This window comes from Streptomyces sp. NPDC104367 (assembly GCF_055583825.1).
Genome location: NZ_JBVJND010000035.1, coordinates 56,796 through 72,515, shown reverse-complemented (window position 1 = coordinate 72,515; position 15,720 = coordinate 56,796). Strand labels below are relative to the sequence as shown.

20 protein-coding genes and 1 pseudogene are annotated in these 15,720 nt (G+C 67.6%); 11 read left to right on the top strand and 10 right to left on the bottom strand.

What is annotated here, in order from left to right:
* Positions 1-163: 163 nt before the first annotated feature.
* The 4 genes from tuf to rpsL all read right to left on the bottom strand — a co-directional run bounded on the left by tuf (position 164) and on the right by rpsL (position 4,552).
* The gene (gene tuf, locus ACZ619_RS37665; protein WP_469609018.1) at positions 164-1,357 is read right to left on the bottom strand and encodes an elongation factor Tu; all 1,194 of its coding nucleotides are present in this window, start codon (positions 1,355-1,357) and stop codon (positions 164-166) included.
* A gap of 184 nt (positions 1,358-1,541) precedes the next feature.
* On the bottom strand, positions 1,542-3,668 hold the full coding sequence (gene fusA / locus ACZ619_RS37660; protein WP_469609015.1) for an elongation factor G: 2,127 nt from the start codon (positions 3,666-3,668) through the stop codon (positions 1,542-1,544).
* Positions 3,669-3,707: 39 nt separating this feature from the next.
* Positions 3,708-4,178 (bottom strand): 30S ribosomal protein S7, encoded by a 471-nt coding sequence (gene rpsG / locus ACZ619_RS37655; RefSeq protein WP_005481264.1) that lies wholly within the window; start codon positions 4,176-4,178, stop codon positions 3,708-3,710.
* 2 nt (positions 4,179-4,180) lie between these two features.
* Positions 4,181-4,552 carry a 30S ribosomal protein S12 gene (gene rpsL, locus ACZ619_RS37650; RefSeq protein ID WP_003948652.1) on the bottom strand — a complete coding sequence of 124 codons (372 nt, stop codon included), beginning with the start codon at positions 4,550-4,552 and terminating at the stop codon, positions 4,181-4,183.
* A 418-nt stretch (positions 4,553-4,970) separates the two neighbouring features.
* Between rpsL and ACZ619_RS37645 the strand changes: the two are divergent.
* A pseudogene (locus ACZ619_RS37645) lies at positions 4,971-5,216 on the top strand (hypothetical protein); the annotation flags it as partial.
* A gap of 73 nt (positions 5,217-5,289) precedes the next feature.
* On the opposite strand, the gene ACZ619_RS37640 reads toward ACZ619_RS37645, so the two are convergent.
* From ACZ619_RS37640 to ACZ619_RS37630, 3 genes are read right to left on the bottom strand one after another with little or no spacing between them, the layout of a single operon-like run.
* Positions 5,290-5,493: a MerR family transcriptional regulator gene (locus ACZ619_RS37640; RefSeq protein WP_469609012.1), complete on the bottom strand. Its 204-nt coding sequence runs from the start codon at positions 5,491-5,493 to the stop codon at positions 5,290-5,292.
* Positions 5,490-6,179: a hypothetical protein gene (locus tag ACZ619_RS37635; protein ID WP_469609009.1), complete on the bottom strand. Its 690-nt coding sequence runs from the start codon at positions 6,177-6,179 to the stop codon at positions 5,490-5,492. The genes ACZ619_RS37640 and ACZ619_RS37635 overlap by 4 nt, the downstream gene beginning before the upstream one ends.
* Entirely contained in the window at positions 6,172-6,483 is a 312-nt protein-coding gene (locus ACZ619_RS37630; RefSeq protein WP_469609006.1) for a WhiB family transcriptional regulator, read from the bottom strand. Before ACZ619_RS37630 ends, ACZ619_RS37635 begins: the two co-directional genes overlap by 8 nt.
* A gap of 266 nt (positions 6,484-6,749) precedes the next feature.
* On the opposite strand from ACZ619_RS37630, the gene ACZ619_RS37625 reads away from it, so the two are divergent.
* From ACZ619_RS37625 to ACZ619_RS37605, 5 genes are all read left to right on the top strand, one after another.
* Complete coding sequence (locus ACZ619_RS37625; RefSeq protein WP_469609003.1) at positions 6,750-7,205, top strand: helix-turn-helix domain-containing protein; 456 nt, start codon at positions 6,750-6,752, stop codon at positions 7,203-7,205.
* A gap of 259 nt (positions 7,206-7,464) precedes the next feature.
* Positions 7,465-7,878: a hypothetical protein gene (locus ACZ619_RS37620; protein WP_469609001.1), complete on the top strand. Its 414-nt coding sequence runs from the start codon at positions 7,465-7,467 to the stop codon at positions 7,876-7,878.
* 139 nt (positions 7,879-8,017) lie between these two features.
* Entirely contained in the window at positions 8,018-8,617 is a 600-nt protein-coding gene (locus ACZ619_RS37615; protein ID WP_469608998.1) for a phage tail tube protein, read from the top strand.
* 91 nt (positions 8,618-8,708) lie between these two features.
* Positions 8,709-8,999 (top strand): hypothetical protein, encoded by a 291-nt coding sequence (locus ACZ619_RS37610; RefSeq protein ID WP_351487295.1) that lies wholly within the window; start codon positions 8,709-8,711, stop codon positions 8,997-8,999.
* Between the two features lie 65 nt (positions 9,000-9,064).
* Positions 9,065-9,481: a hypothetical protein gene (locus ACZ619_RS37605; RefSeq protein WP_469609086.1), complete on the top strand. Its 417-nt coding sequence runs from the start codon at positions 9,065-9,067 to the stop codon at positions 9,479-9,481.
* Positions 9,482-9,514: 33 nt separating this feature from the next.
* Here the strand turns inward: ACZ619_RS37605 and ACZ619_RS37600 are convergent, their stop codons facing one another.
* On the bottom strand, positions 9,515-10,324 hold the full coding sequence (locus ACZ619_RS37600; protein WP_469608995.1) for a hypothetical protein: 810 nt from the start codon (positions 10,322-10,324) through the stop codon (positions 9,515-9,517).
* A 403-nt stretch (positions 10,325-10,727) separates the two neighbouring features.
* Between ACZ619_RS37600 and ACZ619_RS37595 the strand changes: the two genes are divergently transcribed.
* Positions 10,728-10,925: a hypothetical protein gene (locus tag ACZ619_RS37595; protein WP_469608993.1), complete on the top strand. Its 198-nt coding sequence runs from the start codon at positions 10,728-10,730 to the stop codon at positions 10,923-10,925.
* 18 nt (positions 10,926-10,943) lie between these two features.
* Here the strand turns inward: ACZ619_RS37595 and ACZ619_RS37590 are convergent, their stop codons facing one another.
* Complete coding sequence (locus tag ACZ619_RS37590; protein WP_469608992.1) at positions 10,944-11,378, bottom strand: ATP-binding protein; 435 nt, start codon at positions 11,376-11,378, stop codon at positions 10,944-10,946.
* 158 nt (positions 11,379-11,536) lie between these two features.
* On the opposite strand from ACZ619_RS37590, the gene ACZ619_RS37585 reads away from it, so the two are divergent.
* On the top strand, positions 11,537-12,388 hold the full coding sequence (locus ACZ619_RS37585; RefSeq protein WP_469608987.1) for a helix-turn-helix domain-containing protein: 852 nt from the start codon (positions 11,537-11,539) through the stop codon (positions 12,386-12,388).
* Between the two features lie 12 nt (positions 12,389-12,400).
* Positions 12,401-12,592, top strand: coding sequence for a DUF397 domain-containing protein (locus tag ACZ619_RS37580; RefSeq protein ID WP_469608986.1), 192 nt, complete (start codon positions 12,401-12,403; stop codon positions 12,590-12,592).
* A gap of 243 nt (positions 12,593-12,835) precedes the next feature.
* On the opposite strand, the gene ACZ619_RS37575 is transcribed toward ACZ619_RS37580, so the two are convergent.
* Positions 12,836-13,033 carry a hypothetical protein gene (locus ACZ619_RS37575; RefSeq protein ID WP_469608984.1) on the bottom strand — a complete coding sequence of 66 codons (198 nt, stop codon included), beginning with the start codon at positions 13,031-13,033 and terminating at the stop codon, positions 12,836-12,838.
* 111 nt (positions 13,034-13,144) lie between these two features.
* Here ACZ619_RS37575 and ACZ619_RS37570 point away from each other — a divergent pair, with 111 nt between their 5' ends.
* Both ACZ619_RS37570 and ACZ619_RS37565 read left to right on the top strand, forming a co-directional pair.
* Entirely contained in the window at positions 13,145-14,092 is a 948-nt protein-coding gene (locus ACZ619_RS37570) for a hypothetical protein (RefSeq protein ID WP_469608982.1), read from the top strand.
* 915 nt (positions 14,093-15,007) lie between these two features.
* Entirely contained in the window at positions 15,008-15,703 is a 696-nt protein-coding gene (locus ACZ619_RS37565; protein WP_469608979.1) for a hypothetical protein, read from the top strand.
* The last annotated feature ends 17 nt before the right edge of the window (positions 15,704-15,720 follow it).

The window sequence follows — 15,720 nt, the reverse complement described above, 5'->3', positions numbered from 1 at the left end:
CCTCCACCCGAATTTGGTCAGCGGCATGACAAATGGTGGAGGGGGTGGCCCGTGCGAACCAGGGGTCGTACGCGACGAATAGTTTCGAACGGCGAAGAGGCCCGCACGACCGGAGTCGTACGGGCCTCTTCGGACCTGCCCGGTCAGCCCTTGCGGGCCGAGATCACTTGTTGATCTTGGTGACCTGGCCGGCGCCGACCGTGCGGCCACCCTCACGGATGGCGAACTTCAGGCCCTCTTCCATGGCGATGGGCTGGATGAGCTCGACCTTCATCTCAGTGTTGTCGCCCGGCATGACCATCTCGGTGCCCTCGGGGAGGGTCACGACGCCGGTCACGTCCGTGGTACGGAAGTAGAACTGCGGACGGTAGTTGTTGAAGAACGGCGTGTGGCGGCCACCCTCGTCCTTGGACAGGATGTAGGCCTGCGCCTCGAACTCGGTGTGCGGGGTGACCGAGCCCGGCTTGATGATGACCTGGCCGCGCTCGACGTCCTCGCGCTTGATGCCGCGGAGCAGCAGACCGACGTTCTCACCGGCCTGGCCCTCGTCGAGCAGCTTGCGGAACATCTCGATGCCGGTGACCGTGGTGGTGGTCTTCTCGGTCTTGATGCCGATGATGTCGACGGTCTCGTTGACCTTGAGGACACCACGCTCGATACGACCGGTGACGACGGTGCCACGACCGGTGATCGTGAAGACGTCCTCGATCGGCATCAGGAACGGCTTGTCGACGTCGCGCTCGGGCTGCGGGATGGCCTCGTCGACGGCGGACATCAGGTCCAGGACGGACTGGGTCCACTGGGCGTCGCCCTCGAGCGCCTTGAGCGCCGAGACCTTGACGACCGGGACGTCGTCGCCCGGGAACTCGTACTCGGAGAGGAGCTCACGGACCTCGAGCTCGACGAGCTCCAGGATCTCCTCGTCGTCCACCATGTCGGCCTTGTTCAGGGCGACGACGATGTACGGAACGCCGACCTGGCGGGCCAGGAGCACGTGCTCCTTGGTCTGCGGCATCGGGCCGTCGGTGGCGGCCACGACCAGGATCGCGCCGTCCATCTGCGCGGCACCCGTGATCATGTTCTTGATGTAGTCCGCGTGACCGGGGCAGTCGACGTGCGCGTAGTGACGGGTCTCCGTCTGGTACTCGACGTGCGCGATGGAGATCGTGATACCGCGCTGACGCTCCTCGGGCGCCTTGTCGATGTTGTCGAACGCGGTCGCCTCGTTCAGGTCCGGGTACGCGTCGTGCAGCACCTTGGTAATGGCGGCCGTGAGGGTCGTCTTACCGTGGTCGATGTGACCGATGGTGCCGATGTTGACGTGCGGCTTAGTCCGCTCGAACTTCGCCTTCGCCACTGGGGTCCTCCTGTGGAGTGGTTCTGTACGCCTTGATTCGATCGGTTTGATGCGATCGGCGCCAGGTGATCTTTGCTGTTGGGTCCCGGGCCCCGGGTCATTCCACCGCGTATGCGGAGGAACGACCCGTGAGGCTCCGGGGTCAAGCCTAAGGCGTCTGTGCGCGCCGCGTTAAACGCGGTGGTTACTCGCCCTTGGCCTTCGCGATGATCTCCTCGGCGACGTTCCGCGGAACCTCGGCGTAGGAGTCGAACTGCATGGAGTAGCTGGCCCGGCCGGACGTCTTGCTGCGCAGGTCGCCGACGTAACCGAACATCTCCGAGAGGGGCACGAGGCCCTTCACGACGCGGGCACCGGCCCGCTCCTCCATGGCCTGGATCTGGCCACGGCGGGAGTTGATGTCGCCGATGACCTCACCCATGTAGTCCTCGGGCGTGGTGACCTCGACGGCCATCATCGGCTCCAGGAGCACGGGCTTGGCCTTGCGCGCGGCCTCCTTGAAGGCCTGCGAACCGGCGATCTTGAAGGCCAGCTCGGAGGAGTCGACCTCGTGGTAGCCACCGTCGAGGAGCGTGACGCGGACACCGGTCATCTCGTAACCGGCGAGGATGCCGAACTGCATGGCCTCCTGCGCACCGGCGTCGACCGAAGGGATGTACTCCTTCGGGATGCGGCCACCGGTCACCTTGTTCACGAACTCGTACGAGGCGTCGCCGCCCTCGATCGGCTCGATCGCGATCTGCACCTTGGCGAACTGACCGGTACCACCGGTCTGCTTCTTGTGGGTGTAGTCGACGCGGTCGACGGCCTGACGGATCGTCTCGCGGTACGCGACCTGCGGCTTGCCGACGTTGGCCTCGACCCGGAACTCACGGCGCATACGGTCGACCAGCACCTCGAGGTGCAGCTCGCCCATGCCGCCGATGATGGTCTGGCCGGTCTCCTCGTCCGAGTGGACCTGGAAGGAGGGGTCCTCCTCCGCGAGACGCTGGATGGCGACACCCAGCTTCTCCTGGTCACCCTTGGACTTGGGCTCGATGGCGACCTGGATGACCGGCGCCGGGAAGTCCATGGACTCCAGGATCACCGGCTGCTTGTCGTCGCACAGCGTCTCACCGGTCGTGGTCTGCTTGAGACCCATGACGGCGATGATGTCGCCGGCGCCCACCGACTCGATCTCCTCACGCTTGTTCGCGTGCATGCGGTAGATCTTGCCGATGCGCTCCTTCTTGCCCTTGACGGAGTTCAGCACAGCGCTGCCGGACTCCAGGCGGCCCGAGTAGACCCGGACGAAGGTGAGCTTGCCGAGGTGCGGGTCGCTCATGATCTTGAACGCCAGCGCGGACAGCGGCTCCTCGTCCGACGGCTTGCGCTTGACCACGGTCTCCGGGTCCTTCACGTCGTGGCCTTCGATGGCCTCGACGTCCAGGGGGGAGGGCAGGTAGCGCACGACCGCGTCGAGCAGGGGCTGGACGCCCTTGTTCTTGAACGCGGTACCGCAGAACACCGGGGTGACCGTGACGCCGTCGGACTTGCCGGACGCGATGGTGATGCGACGGATCGCGGCGTACAGCTGCTCCACGGAAGGCTCCTGGCCCTCCAGGTACAGCTCCATGATCTCGTCGTCGTTCTCGGCGACGGTCTCGACGAGCTTGCCGCGGTACTCCTCGGCAGCCTCGGTGTGGGTGGCCGGGATGTCGACGACGTCGTACATCTCGCCCTTCTCCGCCTCGGCGGACCACACGAAGGCCTTCATCGTGACCAGGTCGACGACGCCCTTGAAGTCGGCCTCGGCACCGATCGGCAGCTGCATGACGATCGGCGTGGCGCCCAGGCGGCCGCTGATCATGTCGACGCAGCGGTGGAACTCGGCACCGGTCCGGTCGAGCTTGTTGACGAAGCAGATACGCGGCACGCCGTAGCGGTCCGCCTGACGCCACACCGTCTCGGACTGCGGCTCGACACCGGCGACGCCGTCGAACACCGTCACGGCACCGTCGAGCACGCGCAGGGAGCGCTCCACCTCGACGGTGAAGTCGACGTGGCCCGGGGTGTCGATGATGTTGATGGTGTGGTCGACGTCTTCGAGCGGCCAGTGACAGGTGGTGGCAGCAGAGGTGATCGTGATGCCACGCTCCTGCTCCTGCTCCATCCAGTCCATGGTGGCGGCGCCGTCGTGGACCTCACCGATCTTGTACGAAACGCCGGTGTAGAAGAGGATCCGCTCGGTGGTGGTCGTCTTGCCCGCGTCGATGTGGGCCATGATCCCGATGTTGCGGACCTTGGCCAGGTCAAGTGAAGTGGTAGCCATAAGGCTTCGGTCTTCTCTCGGTCTCGATGTGGGTAGCGACTACCAGCGGTAGTGCGCGAAGGCCTTGTTGGACTCGGCCATCTTGTGCGTGTCCTCGCGCTTCTTGACGGCCGCACCGAGGCCGTTCGAAGCGTCGAGAAGCTCGTTGAGCAGACGCTCGGTCATGGTCTTCTCGCGACGGGCGCGGGAGTAGCCGACGAGCCAGCGCAGCGCGAGGGTGTTGGCGCGACCGGGCTTGACCTCGATCGGCACCTGGTACGTCGCACCACCGACACGGCGGGACTTGACCTCGAGGGTCGGCTTGATGTTCTCCAGCGCGCGCTTCAGCGTGATGACCGGGTCGTTGCTGGTCTTCTCGCGCAGGCCCTCCATGGCGCCGTACACGATGCGCTCGGCGGTGGAGCGCTTGCCGTTCAGCAGCACCTTGTTGATGAGGGAGGTCACCAGAGGAGAACCGTAGACCGGGTCGATGATGACCGGGCGCTTCGGGGCGGGGCCCTTACGAGGCATTCTTACTTCTCCTTCTTGGCGCCGTAGCGGCTGCGGGCCTGCTTGCGGTTCTTGACACCCTGGGTGTCGAGCGAGCCGCGGATGATCTTGTAGCGAACACCGGGCAGGTCCTTCACACGGCCGCCGCGCACGAGCACGATGGAGTGCTCCTGCAGGTTGTGTCCCTCACCCGGAATGTAAGCGGTGACCTCGATCCCGCTGGTCAGACGCACACGCGCGACCTTACGCAGGGCCGAGTTCGGCTTCTTCGGGGTGGTCGTGAACACACGCGTGCAGACGCCACGACGCTGAGGGGAACCCTCGAGTGCGGGCGTCTTGTTCTTCTCGACCTTGTCCTGCCGGCCCTTACGGACCAGCTGCTGGATCGTAGGCACTACTTCTCCGGTTTCTGTGTGCCGAATGGTGAAGCTAACCTGGAACGTCGCCGACCCACGCGGTCGGGTGTGTCGGATTCCGCGAACTCCTGCCGGTAGGCAGAAGGGGGCGCGGATCACGGTGGCCACTTCGTCACTCAGGTGCGGTTTGAAGGCACGCACGAGGGTCAGGGCACACCCCAGGCACAAGGTCTGAGCGTACCCAGCGCATTCACTCCGGTCAAAACAAAAGGAGGGGGACCGGCTGCGGAGGACCTGAGCTGCGGTTTTGAGGCAGCCCTCCGATATACCACGAAGCCGAACGACACGCGAACGGAAGCGGGCGCGGGGCTACCGGGAACCGGGCGGGCGGCCGTGCGACCCTTGTCGGATCTTCTGACCGCCGTTCCGCCGCAGTGCCCCTTGGGGGCGCGGGGGACTGCGCGCACGGCCACCGCTGGTGCTGACCGCGTACACCCTGGCCTCGATCGTGACGGTCCTCGGCACCCAGCAGATGTTCGGCAACACCCCGCGCTACCTGCTCTCCGCCTTCCCCCTGCTCCTGGCCCCGGCGACGGCGCTGGGCCGGCTGCGGTGGCCGAGCCTCGCGGTGTTCTTCTCGACGGCGGCGGTGGCGTCGGGGTGGTACGCGCACTACGTGATCTTCGAGCTGGGGATTCCCTAGCAGCGGGGGCGGGGGCGGGGCGGAGGCGCCCCGGTCCGTCAGGGGCGAAACGGGGTCCCTCCGCCCCGGTCCGTCAGGGGCGGCGCCGGGCGGCCGCGCGTTCCGCGGCGAAGACGTCCTCCAGCCGGAAGAGCGCGGCCCGGCCCGCCTTCCCGGCGGCCGTGAGGTGCCCGAGCTGGACCCATTTCCTGATGGTCGCCGGGGCGACACCGGCCTCCCGGGCGGCGAGCGGCCCGGGGAGGAGGGTGGGCGTGTCCGGCGTGTCCGTCCGCTTCATCGGCGGCTCCACTCCCCCTCGCCCCAGGTGTGCCGGTAGGCCGGGTCGTCGTGGCAGCCGCAGTCCGGGGCCGGGCAGCGGCAGGCGGGGTTCACGCAGAGGACGGCGGCACGGTCCGGGAAGGCCCGCAGCGAGACGGAGTCGCACCAGGGACAGCGCCCGGAGACGCGGACGACGGTCTCGGTGTCGCCCAGGGCGCGGGCGCAGCGCCGGGCCATGCGGCGGGCCTCGTCCCGGACGTGGGCGGCGAGGACGGGGTCGGCGGCGATGCCGTCGAGGAGGCCGGCGATCCGGCGCAGCCGCTCGGGCACGGGGGCGCGGCGGACCCGGGGCAGCCCGAGCCGGTCCCGTACCGCCTCCTCCAGCTCGGTCACGCCGTCGGTGATGTCGCGGATGGTGTCGGAGATGTGCAGCCGCAGCGGCGCGGCGCTGTGCCCGGGGGCGACCAGTCCGTGCGCCTGCTGGAGGAGCAGCGCCTCGGCGCGTTCCTCGCGGAGCCGGTCGGCGAGGTCCGCGGAGGGCGGGGCGGGCGTGGGCCGGTGGGCCGGGGAGGTGCGGCCGGGGACGAGCTCCACGGCCAGTTCGGGGAACTGCCGGAGCAGCAGTCCGATCCAGAGGGTGGCGTCGTCGGCGCCGGGGCGGTCCCCGGCGGGCGGGTGTGCGGGCGTCGTACGGCGGTCAGGCAACGGAGCCTCCGCTGCGCAGGGCGCCGCGCACGGCCGGGCTCTGCATGGCCGGGAGGAGCCGCGCGGGGATCTCGACCGGGCGGCCCCGGCGCCAGAGGCGGCCCCCGCAGACGCCGTCGAACCAGTTGGCGGCGGGGGCCACGGCCTCCTCGCAGGGGCGCCGGACCGGGCAGCGGGCGCAGGCCCGCAGCGCGGGGGCGGCCTCCTTCACCTTCTTCGAGAAGACGACCCGGGGCGGGAGTCCCGCGCAGGCGGCCGCGGTCTGCCAGGCGGGTGGTGGGCATGAGCTGCCGGTGACGGTCATGGGGCCTCCCAAGGTGGCTCCGGTGGGGCTGGTGTGAGCTGGTGCGAGGCGAGCGCCGCCCAGACTTACAGATTGCGCGCGCGCTCGCAACAAATATGCCAGCGACCCATTCGGAAGATCACGGAAGGATCGGGATCACTCGGGCACGTTTCACGGCCGAATCTCCCGTATCGCACGGACTTTCCTCAGCGCTTGCACGAGAGCACGTAATTCTGCGCGCGCAAGCAAGCTAAACTTGCTGCCCTCTAAAGGAAGCGAGCCCTCAGATGACCAGCCAGGATCTGGACGCGTTCGCGGCGTGGATCGAAGACCTGATGCGCGACCGCGGTTACGACATCGACAGTCCGCGCGGCGGCGGCAAGTCGCGGATAGCGGACGAGGCGGGGGTGCACCGGGCCGCCGTCACCCGCCTGCTGCAACGCCAGAGCATGCCGGACCTGGAGACCACGCGCCGGCTCGCCCGCGTGCTGGGCGTCCCGGTCCGCGAGATGCTCATCCGCTCCGGCCGCCTGACGGCGGAGGAGCTGGCCGACCCGCACGACCGGCTGACCGCCCCGGCGCCGAGCACGGAGTTCGACCGCCGTCCCACGCTGGAGGAGGTCGCCGACCTGCTGGGGGTGCCCGCGGACCGACGGGAGATGTTCGTGCGGGTGGTGGAGCAGTTCCTGCCGAACGACGCGTACGACCAGCCGATGGACGCGGCGACGACGACCGCGGACTGAATGCCGCCTCCGGCGCCGGACGCACCGCCGAGGAGACCCGTGGGCCGACGGGAGCTCCCGCACTCGCACCGAACCCCCTCCCCCACTCCAGCCATCCCCCCAGCCCCCCAGCCATCCCCCCGATCACCCCTTCTCGATCACTTCCGCGACTTAGTTGCGTGCGCGCACGCTCTCTGTCACAGTTGGTGCAGCGGCGGAGCTGTGCCCGGCGCCCCGCCCCCTCCGCACGCATCCACCCGCTGCCCCGAGGTGATCCGGCATGACCACACCCACCCCGCCCGCCTCGTTCCCCGACGTCGAGGCGATGATCGTCGACGTCCTGGAGGACGACCCGCGGCTCTCCGGCGCCACCGTCGCCGTACAGGCACCGACCGGCTTCGACGGCACGGCCGCCGCCGTCTTCGTCAACCGCCGCGGCGGCGCCTGGGTCGGTGAACGCCACGTCGACCAGCCGCTGATCGAGCTGGAGGTGTACGGCCCGACGAAGCAGGCCGCGCACGTCCTGGCCAACGACGCCCGCCAGATCCTGCTGTCGATGGCGGACAACCGGTACGGCACGAACCTCGTCACCGAGGTCGAGGAACAGGACGGCCCGCGCTGGCTGCCCGACTATCTCTACTCGGCCGCCAACCGCTACGTCACCGTGATGAAGGTGTACGTCGACGTCTACTGACGGACGGACGACCAGGGAACGACGCCCCCCACCCCACAGACCGAAGGCCCCGCCGCCCCGGCGGGGCCTTCGTCGTACCCGGACACCGCCGGGTACGGCACCTCACCCGAACAATCACTCGTCACAAGGAGAGACCACCATGGCAGGAACCAACTCCTCCGAGATCCGCATCGCCGGCGTAGGCCGCCTCTACGTCGCCACCGCCGACACCGCCGTGCCGACGACCTTCTCCTCCGACACCGCCACCGACTGGGCGAGCTGGAAGAACCTCGGCTTCACCTCCGGCGACGGCGTCACCTTCTCCAAGAAGGACAAGCTGGAGCCGGTCGACGTGTGGCAGGCCGTCAGCCCGGTGCACTTCGTGTACTCGGACCGCGACCTCACCCTGAAGTTCTCGCTGATGCAGTTCAACGAGGACACGCTGCCGTTCTTCATGGGCGGCGGCACGGTGGACGCGGTGACCGGTTCGACCGGTGTCTACAAGTACGACATCGCCGACCGGCCGTTCGCCGACGTGCGCGCCCTCGGCCTGGAGTTCACGGACGTCCGGGCGAGCGACGGCACCACCGTCACGTACCGCTTCGGCATCCCGCGCGGCCAGGTCACCGCGGCGGACGACATCAAGCTGGCCCGCAAGTCGGCGGCCCAGCTCGGCATCACCTACACGGCGATGGCCGCCGCCGACGGCTCGGCGCTGGCCAGCTTCGTGATGAAGGACGCCGCGTACGCCGCGTCCTGACCCGCCGGGGTGGGACGGCCCCCGGTCCGTCCCACCCCGGACCCCTCCCCCACCGCCTTTCCTCTGCTTCCTCTGTGCCCAAGGAGTCCCCATGGCCCGTTTCGACGTCAACGCGGCGCGCGCCCAGCGCCTCGAAGCCCTCGGCCGCACCTGGTCGTTCGAACTCGACAGCGAGAGCTACACCCTGCCCACGGAGCTGACCCGCGCGACCGCGAAGGCCCTGCGCAAGCTCGACGACAACGACGTGGACGGGCTGCTGCGCCTGCTGCTCGGCGAGAAGCAGTTCACCCGCTTCGAACAGCACGAGGTCACCATGCAGGACATCGCCGCCATCCTGGAGGCCTACGGCAAGGAGACCGGGCTCGGCCTGGGGGAAGGCTGAGCCTCGTCGGGTTCGTGGACGAACACGCCGAGGCCCTCGAAGCGGACCTGCTCCGCTACTACGGCATCGACCTGCTCGACTGGCATCGCGAGACGCTGACCGCACGGCGCCTCGCGCTGCTCGTCAAGCACCTGCCGCGCGACAGCGCGCTGAACAGGGAGCTGCACGGCGAGGCCGCCGAGTGGTCGGTGTCCGACCATCTCCTCGCCGCCGTGGTGGACCATCTGGCGGCCGCGAACTGGATGTTCGCGTGCGTCAACTCGGAGGAGGGCGACCAGCCGGAAGCACCGGCACCGGTACCGAGGCCCTCGTACGACGACTCGCACGAGGGCTCGCACGACGGCTCGCACGAGGGCTCTCGTGGCGGCTCTCGCGGCGGGGAGGCGGCACAGTCCGAGTCGGCCCCGAGCCCCGGTGCGGACGCGCCGGGGCCCGCCGACTCGGCGCCCTCGGCCGTACAACTGGCCCGTTTCTTCGGCTGATTCACCTGTACGGCACCGCCCCGGTCGGCCCGCTCACTCGTCCCGGCGCCGACCGGGGGCCCGGCCCTCCAGCTCGTCCGCGAGGGCGCGGGCCTTGTCGGAGAGCCGACGGCCGGGAGCATCCGCGGCCTCCTGCGCCCCGCGCTCCCCACCACCCTCCCCGCGGCGCCCCTTGTCCCGGCCTCCGCCCGGAGCGTCCCGCTGCAACGGAGGCACGCTGGGCCGCCCGTTCCGCCGTACGACCGGACGCCGTTCGGCGGGGGCCGGGGCCACCCGTTTCTCCCGCACCTCGCGCGCGGACAGCAGCGTGTCGGCCCCGGGCCCGGCGTCCGTCCCACCGCCGTCGACGCCCATGCCGATGTCGTCGTCGTCCTCGGCGTCGTCGAAGTCGTCGAGGACGTCGACCTCGTCGACGATGCCGTCCCACGGTGTCTGGTCCGCGACGGACCGCTCCCGCTCGCCGCGCTGCTCTACCCGCGTCAATTCGGACGGCGGCCTCAGTAACTGGACATAGGGCAGCGGAATGACCTCACCGCCCTGGGCCCGTTCCCGCTCCCCCTCGGGACGGCGGGCGCGCCGGGGCCGGCGTCCGGTCCGGGCGTCCTCCTGCCCCTGGAGATAGGCCGCGGTGATCCGCTGTTCGTACGCCCGCCGCACAGCGGGGAGTTGCTCGTCGACCACGTCGGCCCAGCCCGCGCTGTAGGCGGCCGTCTCCCGGCGGTCGAGCTCACCGCGGGGAAGGATCACCAGATCCTCGGGTTCGTACCCGAAACTCAGGACCAGCTCGGAGAGACGAGCGATGAGATGTGGCAGATCGGAGGCCTGTTCAAGCCAGTCGATCACGTGCCGTTGCCGCGCGTTATTCGCGTCCCCGTCCACCCCGTAGGCCTTGCTCTCGTCCCTGCCCCCATCGCGCCCCCCGCGCGAGGACGGCCGCCCGGTCGCCGTCCGCCGTCGTATGACAGGCCCTCAGGTCCGTTGTCAGGCCACACCGTTCACTTTCGATTCACCGACGGGAGAACGGCCGGATCCTACTCCACGGATCTGACACAAGATCCACTGCACCCTGACATCTCCCCAGGTCCGGCCGGGGCGGCAACGGAGAGTGAAATAAAACGGCTTCCGCAAACACGGAGCGACACCACCGGATTACTCGTACACTAGTTCGAACGTACGCTTCGAACGCGTCGGGAGCGCACACCTGTACCACCAGCCCAGCGGACAGACCGGAAAGCAGGACGACGACATGGCGACTGGCACCAGCAACTCCCCGCAGCAGCCGATCGACACCTACACCCGCCTCGCCCATCTCCTGCACTCCCCCGCACCCGACCGCGAGACACTGCTCGACCGGGTGTACGAGGAACTGCTTACCCGCGAATCCCGCGCCTACGCCGCCGGCTGGACCGACGCCCTCACGGAAGCCCGCCGAAGCCGCCCGTAGCCGTTCACCGCCCGCGGCTCACAGGGCGAACGAGCACCACACCGACTTCTCGCCGCACCCCGCCCGGTGCCACCCCCACCGCCGCGACACCGCCTCGACCAGCCGCAGCCCGCGTCCGCTCTCCCCCAACGGGTCACCTCCGAGCGGCAGTCGAGGCGCCCGCCCCGGCTCCCGGTCGACCACCACGACCCGAAGCGACGGCGGCGCGAACCGCAGCCCGGCCCGCCCCAGCACCAGTTCCAGCCCGGCGAGCCCGCCGCCGTGCCGTACGGCGTTCGCGCACAACTCCCCGACGGCCAGCTCGACGGAGTCCGCCAACTCGGGCAGCAGCCAACGCTCCTGAACCCACACCCGCGCCCGGCACCGGGCCTCGGCGACGGGCCGGAGCGGATCGAGAGCGGAACCGTCCCAGCCGACACGGGTGGGGGTGGTGTCGAAGCGGCAGGAGTCCATGGGTTCACCTCACGGGAGTCGGGGAGTGGCTTGCGTCACACCGTAGCGATAACTCCCAACCCGTGAGACCGAGTTCACTCCAACGAGTTGAACTCCGATGTTCGATGGACGGGTCCGGGGCAGGTCGGCAGACTGTGCGCGAACGACGAGAGGACGACATGGCACCGAGGCAGGCCCCGACGGTCCGGCAGCGCCGTTTCGGTACCGAGCTGAGACGGCTACGGGAAGCCACCGGGATGTCGGCCCCGCGGGCGGCCGAACTCCTGGGCACCGACCGCACCACCATCTCCAACACCGAGGCGGGTCGCTTCGGCATCAGCGAGCGGCGGCTACGGCGCATGGCCGCGATCTACGAGTGCGACGACCCGACACTGATCGACGCGCTGGCGACGATGACGGGCGGGCGCAACTCCGGCTGGTGGGACGAGTACCGGGGCAAGGTGCCCCCGGACTTCCTGGACCTGGCCGAACTGGAGCACCATGCGGCGTCGCTGCGCACGCTCCAGACGGCGCACCTGCCGGGCATGTTCCAGGTCGAGGACCATGCCCGCGCCCTCTTCGACCTGTTCATCCCCGCGTTGCCGCGCCTTGAGGTCGAGCTGCGCATCGCCCAGCGCCTGGCCCGCCGCTCGGTGATCACCAAGGAGCCGGCGGTGCCCTACCGGGGCGTGATCCACGAGACCGCGCTCCGGATGCGGGTGGGTGGCCGGCAGGTGGCCCGCGCCCAGCTCAGCCACCTGCTCGCGGAGAGCGAGCGCGAGAACGTCACGCTCCTCGTGATCCCGTTCAGCGCCGGCGGCTTCCCCCTGTGCGGCGACTCCGTGCTCTACGCGGCAGCCTCCAGCCCTCACCTCGACACCGTGCAGGTGGACTCACCCAACGGTGCCGTCTTCATCGACGCCCCCGGTCAACTGGCCAACTTCCGACGTCGTATGGACGCGGCCGAACAAGTAGCGTTGAATCGCAGCCAGTCGAGGGACGCCGTTCTCGGCATCATCAAGGAGCTGTAAGAGGAAGCCGTCGTGACCGAGTTGAAGTGGGTCAAGTCCTCGTACTCCGAGGCGTCCGCCAACAACTGCGTCGAGATAGCCACCGCCGGCCCCCTGATCGCCATCCGCGACTCGAAGGACCCGCTGCTCCCCTCGACCACGGTCCACCGGGCGGCCTGGACGAAGTTCACCGAAGCCCTGAGCCGACCCTTGCCACCGCAGTGACACCGGGGACGCTCCCGCGATCCCGCTGATCCGGATCGCCTCCAGGACAGGCTCCGGCATCGACATGGACGGCTCCCTCACGGCTCTGGCGAGTTTCGCTCCGGGCCCGCAGCCGGCCGGAAGGGCCTCCTGACCCGCGCACACCGCGCTCGCCGCCGGCACGGACCACGCCGTCCCGATCCCCGTCATCCGCGGAGAGCGTGCCTTTCATGCGCCATTTCCGGTCGCCCGGCATACCTGAATTCAGGGCTTGAACGTGTAGAAAACCACCATGAGCCCCTCTGCGGCAACGCCCGCACAGAGCCATAGCAGGAATTTCGCGAAGGGAACCTCCTTCTCGTCCTTGCGCCACATCAGGAACATCAGAAAAGCGACATAAAAAAGGAGCAATCCGCCCAAAAGGAAGAGGCTCCCGATAACCCAGAACAGAAAATCTACCATTTCCCCCCCTAATCCCGCACGATCCTCCGAGGGTACCGGGGGCCCACGGCGCAGGCAAGCCCCAAAAGGGGACAAAACCCCAGGCGGGCGACATCAGCGAGGAGCAGCCACATGGGAAATCACACCACGGACGAGGTATACGACCGACTCGCCGAACTGAAGCAGCAAATCGAAAACAATTCCAAGTCCGAGGTCACAGCCGGCCACTTCGACTCAAAGATCGCCGACCTGAAGGCGGCCATCGAGAAAGGAGGCAAAACCCCCGAGGAGAAGAATCCGAGCGGCCTGGACCTCATCAAGGAAATGCCGATCGTCAAGGAGATCCTGGCCCTCTTCAAGCAGGTCATTGATGTTTTCCACGGTAAAGACATATTGGCGCAGATCATCTTGGTCGGTTCCGCTGTCGCCGGTTTCATCGCTTTCTACGGCAAGATCCGTACGCTGATCACCGGCCTCGTCGAGAAGGTCAAAGGCTTCTTGGCAGTGTTCAAGAGCCTGACATTGAACATCACCGGCCGCCTGCCAGGAGGCCGCCGCTACCTCGGACGCGACGACGACGGGCGGCTGGGTCTCCGGCCGGAACAGACCTCCGGGGAGCGACAGCAGGCACATCGGGAGCACGCGCGGCAGTTCCGTCAGCGGACACGGCAGCTGGGCCGCAGCGCCTCGGGACTGCCCTCGGCAGGCGACGCACACTCGCTGGGACAGGCGATGAGCAGGGTCAACAGCGGAATCGAGACCTTCGACAGAATCAAGTCGAAGCTCCCGTCCGCAGCCAAGATGAAGCAGACGGCCGGCGCGGCGAACCGATTGGGCCGTGCGCTGGAGAAAGTGACCGAACGACTGCGTACCGCGGATCTCGACGATCTGACCAACGCCACGGACAGGCTCAACCAGAAGATGTCGGCCTTCGATCACGAAAAGCTGCCCAGGCCCGGAATGCTGCGGGACATCTCCACGGCCGCGAAGGAACTCCACAACAACGCGGACAAAGTAAAGGAGATGTTCCAGAATCTCGCCACTGCATCCGCTCACGCCGCCGACTCCATCGGCGCCTGACCTCGCCCTCTTCGAAGGAGGTGTCCCATAACGGCCCCCTCCGCTCCAGACATGAAGATCTTGCGCGCCGCAAGAAGACTGGGCCCGGTCGGCCAACTCCTCGTCGCCCGGTCCGGCTTGCGAGGGTCGTACACGAGGCGGACTACGGACTCGTCCTCCGCGAGTCCAAGATCCTCGGCCGGCATCGTGACGTAGTGCCTCTCATCGGCTTCGCACTGATAGACGACGTCGAGACGAACACAGCGAAGCACTCCGCCCGATAGTGGATGTCTTTCAAGAAGCCGCTCCTGCCGCACTGCGGATTCCTTCGCTCATATACGGCCGAAACCACCACACCTAGGATTGCCTCGCCCTGCCGGACTTCATCCGACCTGAGAAACCGTCGCGCCTAAACCGACCACAATCCGTTCCCCCCGCCGTTCAATGCCAAGGGTTCACATCGAGCCTGCCAAGCAGCACAACAAGCATGGACTTCCGCAGCAACAGGTCAATAACTTGCTTCAGCCCTTGCGGACACTTCGGACCAGAACCGGACTCATAGCGTGAGAAGGAATACCGAAAGCCCCAAGAACACCAGACCCGCTCCAGCCGTTGCGGCGATGAGCTTTGGTTTCGCCGGTATTTCCGCGACCCTTCGGGCGCTCTCCCAGGCCGAGAAGGAAACAAAGAAGAAAATCCCCGATACCAAGAAGAGCCCTGCGGAGATGAAGAAGTACCAGAGTCTCATTCCCCCCCCCCCACGTTCCAATGATCCCGTCAAAGGATAGCGGAGGAAAAGAACTCGGGCAAGAAAGATTCTCCCGGCGATGCCTTCACTTGTGGACAGCCCCTTTTGGGACATTAGCCGTTTTTCAGGCACCCGCGACCATCGAGGGGAAGGAAACTCATGGCACAGCACAGCACAACACGGATGAGGTGTACGACAAGCTGACCGACATCGAGCAGAAACTCGACAGCAGCTCCAAGACCTCTGTAACGATCAGGCATTTCGACGGCAAGATAAAAGACCTCAAGGAGGCCATCCAGAACGGGGAGAAGAAAGATGATGAAGACGAGAAGAAGAGCTTCAAGGACATCATCAAAGACATCTCCCCCATCAAGGAGATTCTCGCCGTCGCGAACGGCACCGATGCCCTCGGCAAACTTGCCCTGATGGTGACCGCTTTGAGTGCCGCAGCCGCTCTCGTCGTCGGCATCGTGGCGAAGATCAAGGAATTGACCCTCTCGTTCACAGGAAGCACGCGACAGTTCGGCCTCTTCAGGACCGCGATTCCGGAGAACCGACGAGTTCGAAGGTCCTTCGACCGCACCGAGAACGGCAGTTGGGGATTCCAGCCGGAGGAGCAGGCCGATGTCCGGCAGCCACGGCTCCCCTCGGTGGAGGAGGTCGGCCGAGTCAAGGACGCCATAGGACTCCTCAACACCGAGATCGGCACCTATCGCGAGAAGGTGCGCGGTCTCGCCACCCCCCGTGCCATACGCCAGATGGCCTCCGCCGCAAAGAAGTTGGAGAGCGCGGCGAAGAACCACCAGTCCGTCGACACACTCGCCGGCTCGATCCGTGACCTCAACGCGGAAATGCGTGCGCTCGCGGGCACGGCCGCGAACTGACACCCACGCCGAGGAGA

What these genes read in the sequence shown, in the direction of transcription:
- fusA (WP_469609015.1), bottom strand. Translation starts at nt 3,668, where the DNA reads ATGGCTACCACTTCACTTGACCTGGCCAAGGTCCGCAACATCGGGATC.
- rpsG (WP_005481264.1), bottom strand. Translation starts at nt 4,178, where the DNA reads ATGCCTCGTAAGGGCCCCGCCCCGAAGCGCCCGGTCATCATCGACCCG.
- ACZ619_RS37640 (WP_469609012.1), bottom strand. Translation starts at nt 5,493, where the DNA reads ATGAAGCGGACGGACACGCCGGACACGCCCACCCTCCTCCCCGGGCCG.
- ACZ619_RS37630 (WP_469609006.1), bottom strand. Translation starts at nt 6,483, where the DNA reads ATGACCGTCACCGGCAGCTCATGCCCACCACCCGCCTGGCAGACCGCG.
- ACZ619_RS37625 (WP_469609003.1), top strand. Translation starts at nt 6,750, where the DNA reads ATGACCAGCCAGGATCTGGACGCGTTCGCGGCGTGGATCGAAGACCTG.
- ACZ619_RS37620 (WP_469609001.1), top strand. Translation starts at nt 7,465, where the DNA reads ATGACCACACCCACCCCGCCCGCCTCGTTCCCCGACGTCGAGGCGATG.
- ACZ619_RS37615 (WP_469608998.1), top strand. Translation starts at nt 8,018, where the DNA reads ATGGCAGGAACCAACTCCTCCGAGATCCGCATCGCCGGCGTAGGCCGC.
- ACZ619_RS37610 (WP_351487295.1), top strand. Translation starts at nt 8,709, where the DNA reads ATGGCCCGTTTCGACGTCAACGCGGCGCGCGCCCAGCGCCTCGAAGCC.
- ACZ619_RS37595 (WP_469608993.1), top strand. Translation starts at nt 10,728, where the DNA reads ATGGCGACTGGCACCAGCAACTCCCCGCAGCAGCCGATCGACACCTAC.
- ACZ619_RS37590 (WP_469608992.1), bottom strand. Translation starts at nt 11,378, where the DNA reads ATGGACTCCTGCCGCTTCGACACCACCCCCACCCGTGTCGGCTGGGAC.
- ACZ619_RS37585 (WP_469608987.1), top strand. Translation starts at nt 11,537, where the DNA reads ATGGCACCGAGGCAGGCCCCGACGGTCCGGCAGCGCCGTTTCGGTACC.
- ACZ619_RS37575 (WP_469608984.1), bottom strand. Translation starts at nt 13,033, where the DNA reads ATGGTAGATTTTCTGTTCTGGGTTATCGGGAGCCTCTTCCTTTTGGGC.
- ACZ619_RS37570 (WP_469608982.1), top strand. Translation starts at nt 13,145, where the DNA reads ATGGGAAATCACACCACGGACGAGGTATACGACCGACTCGCCGAACTG.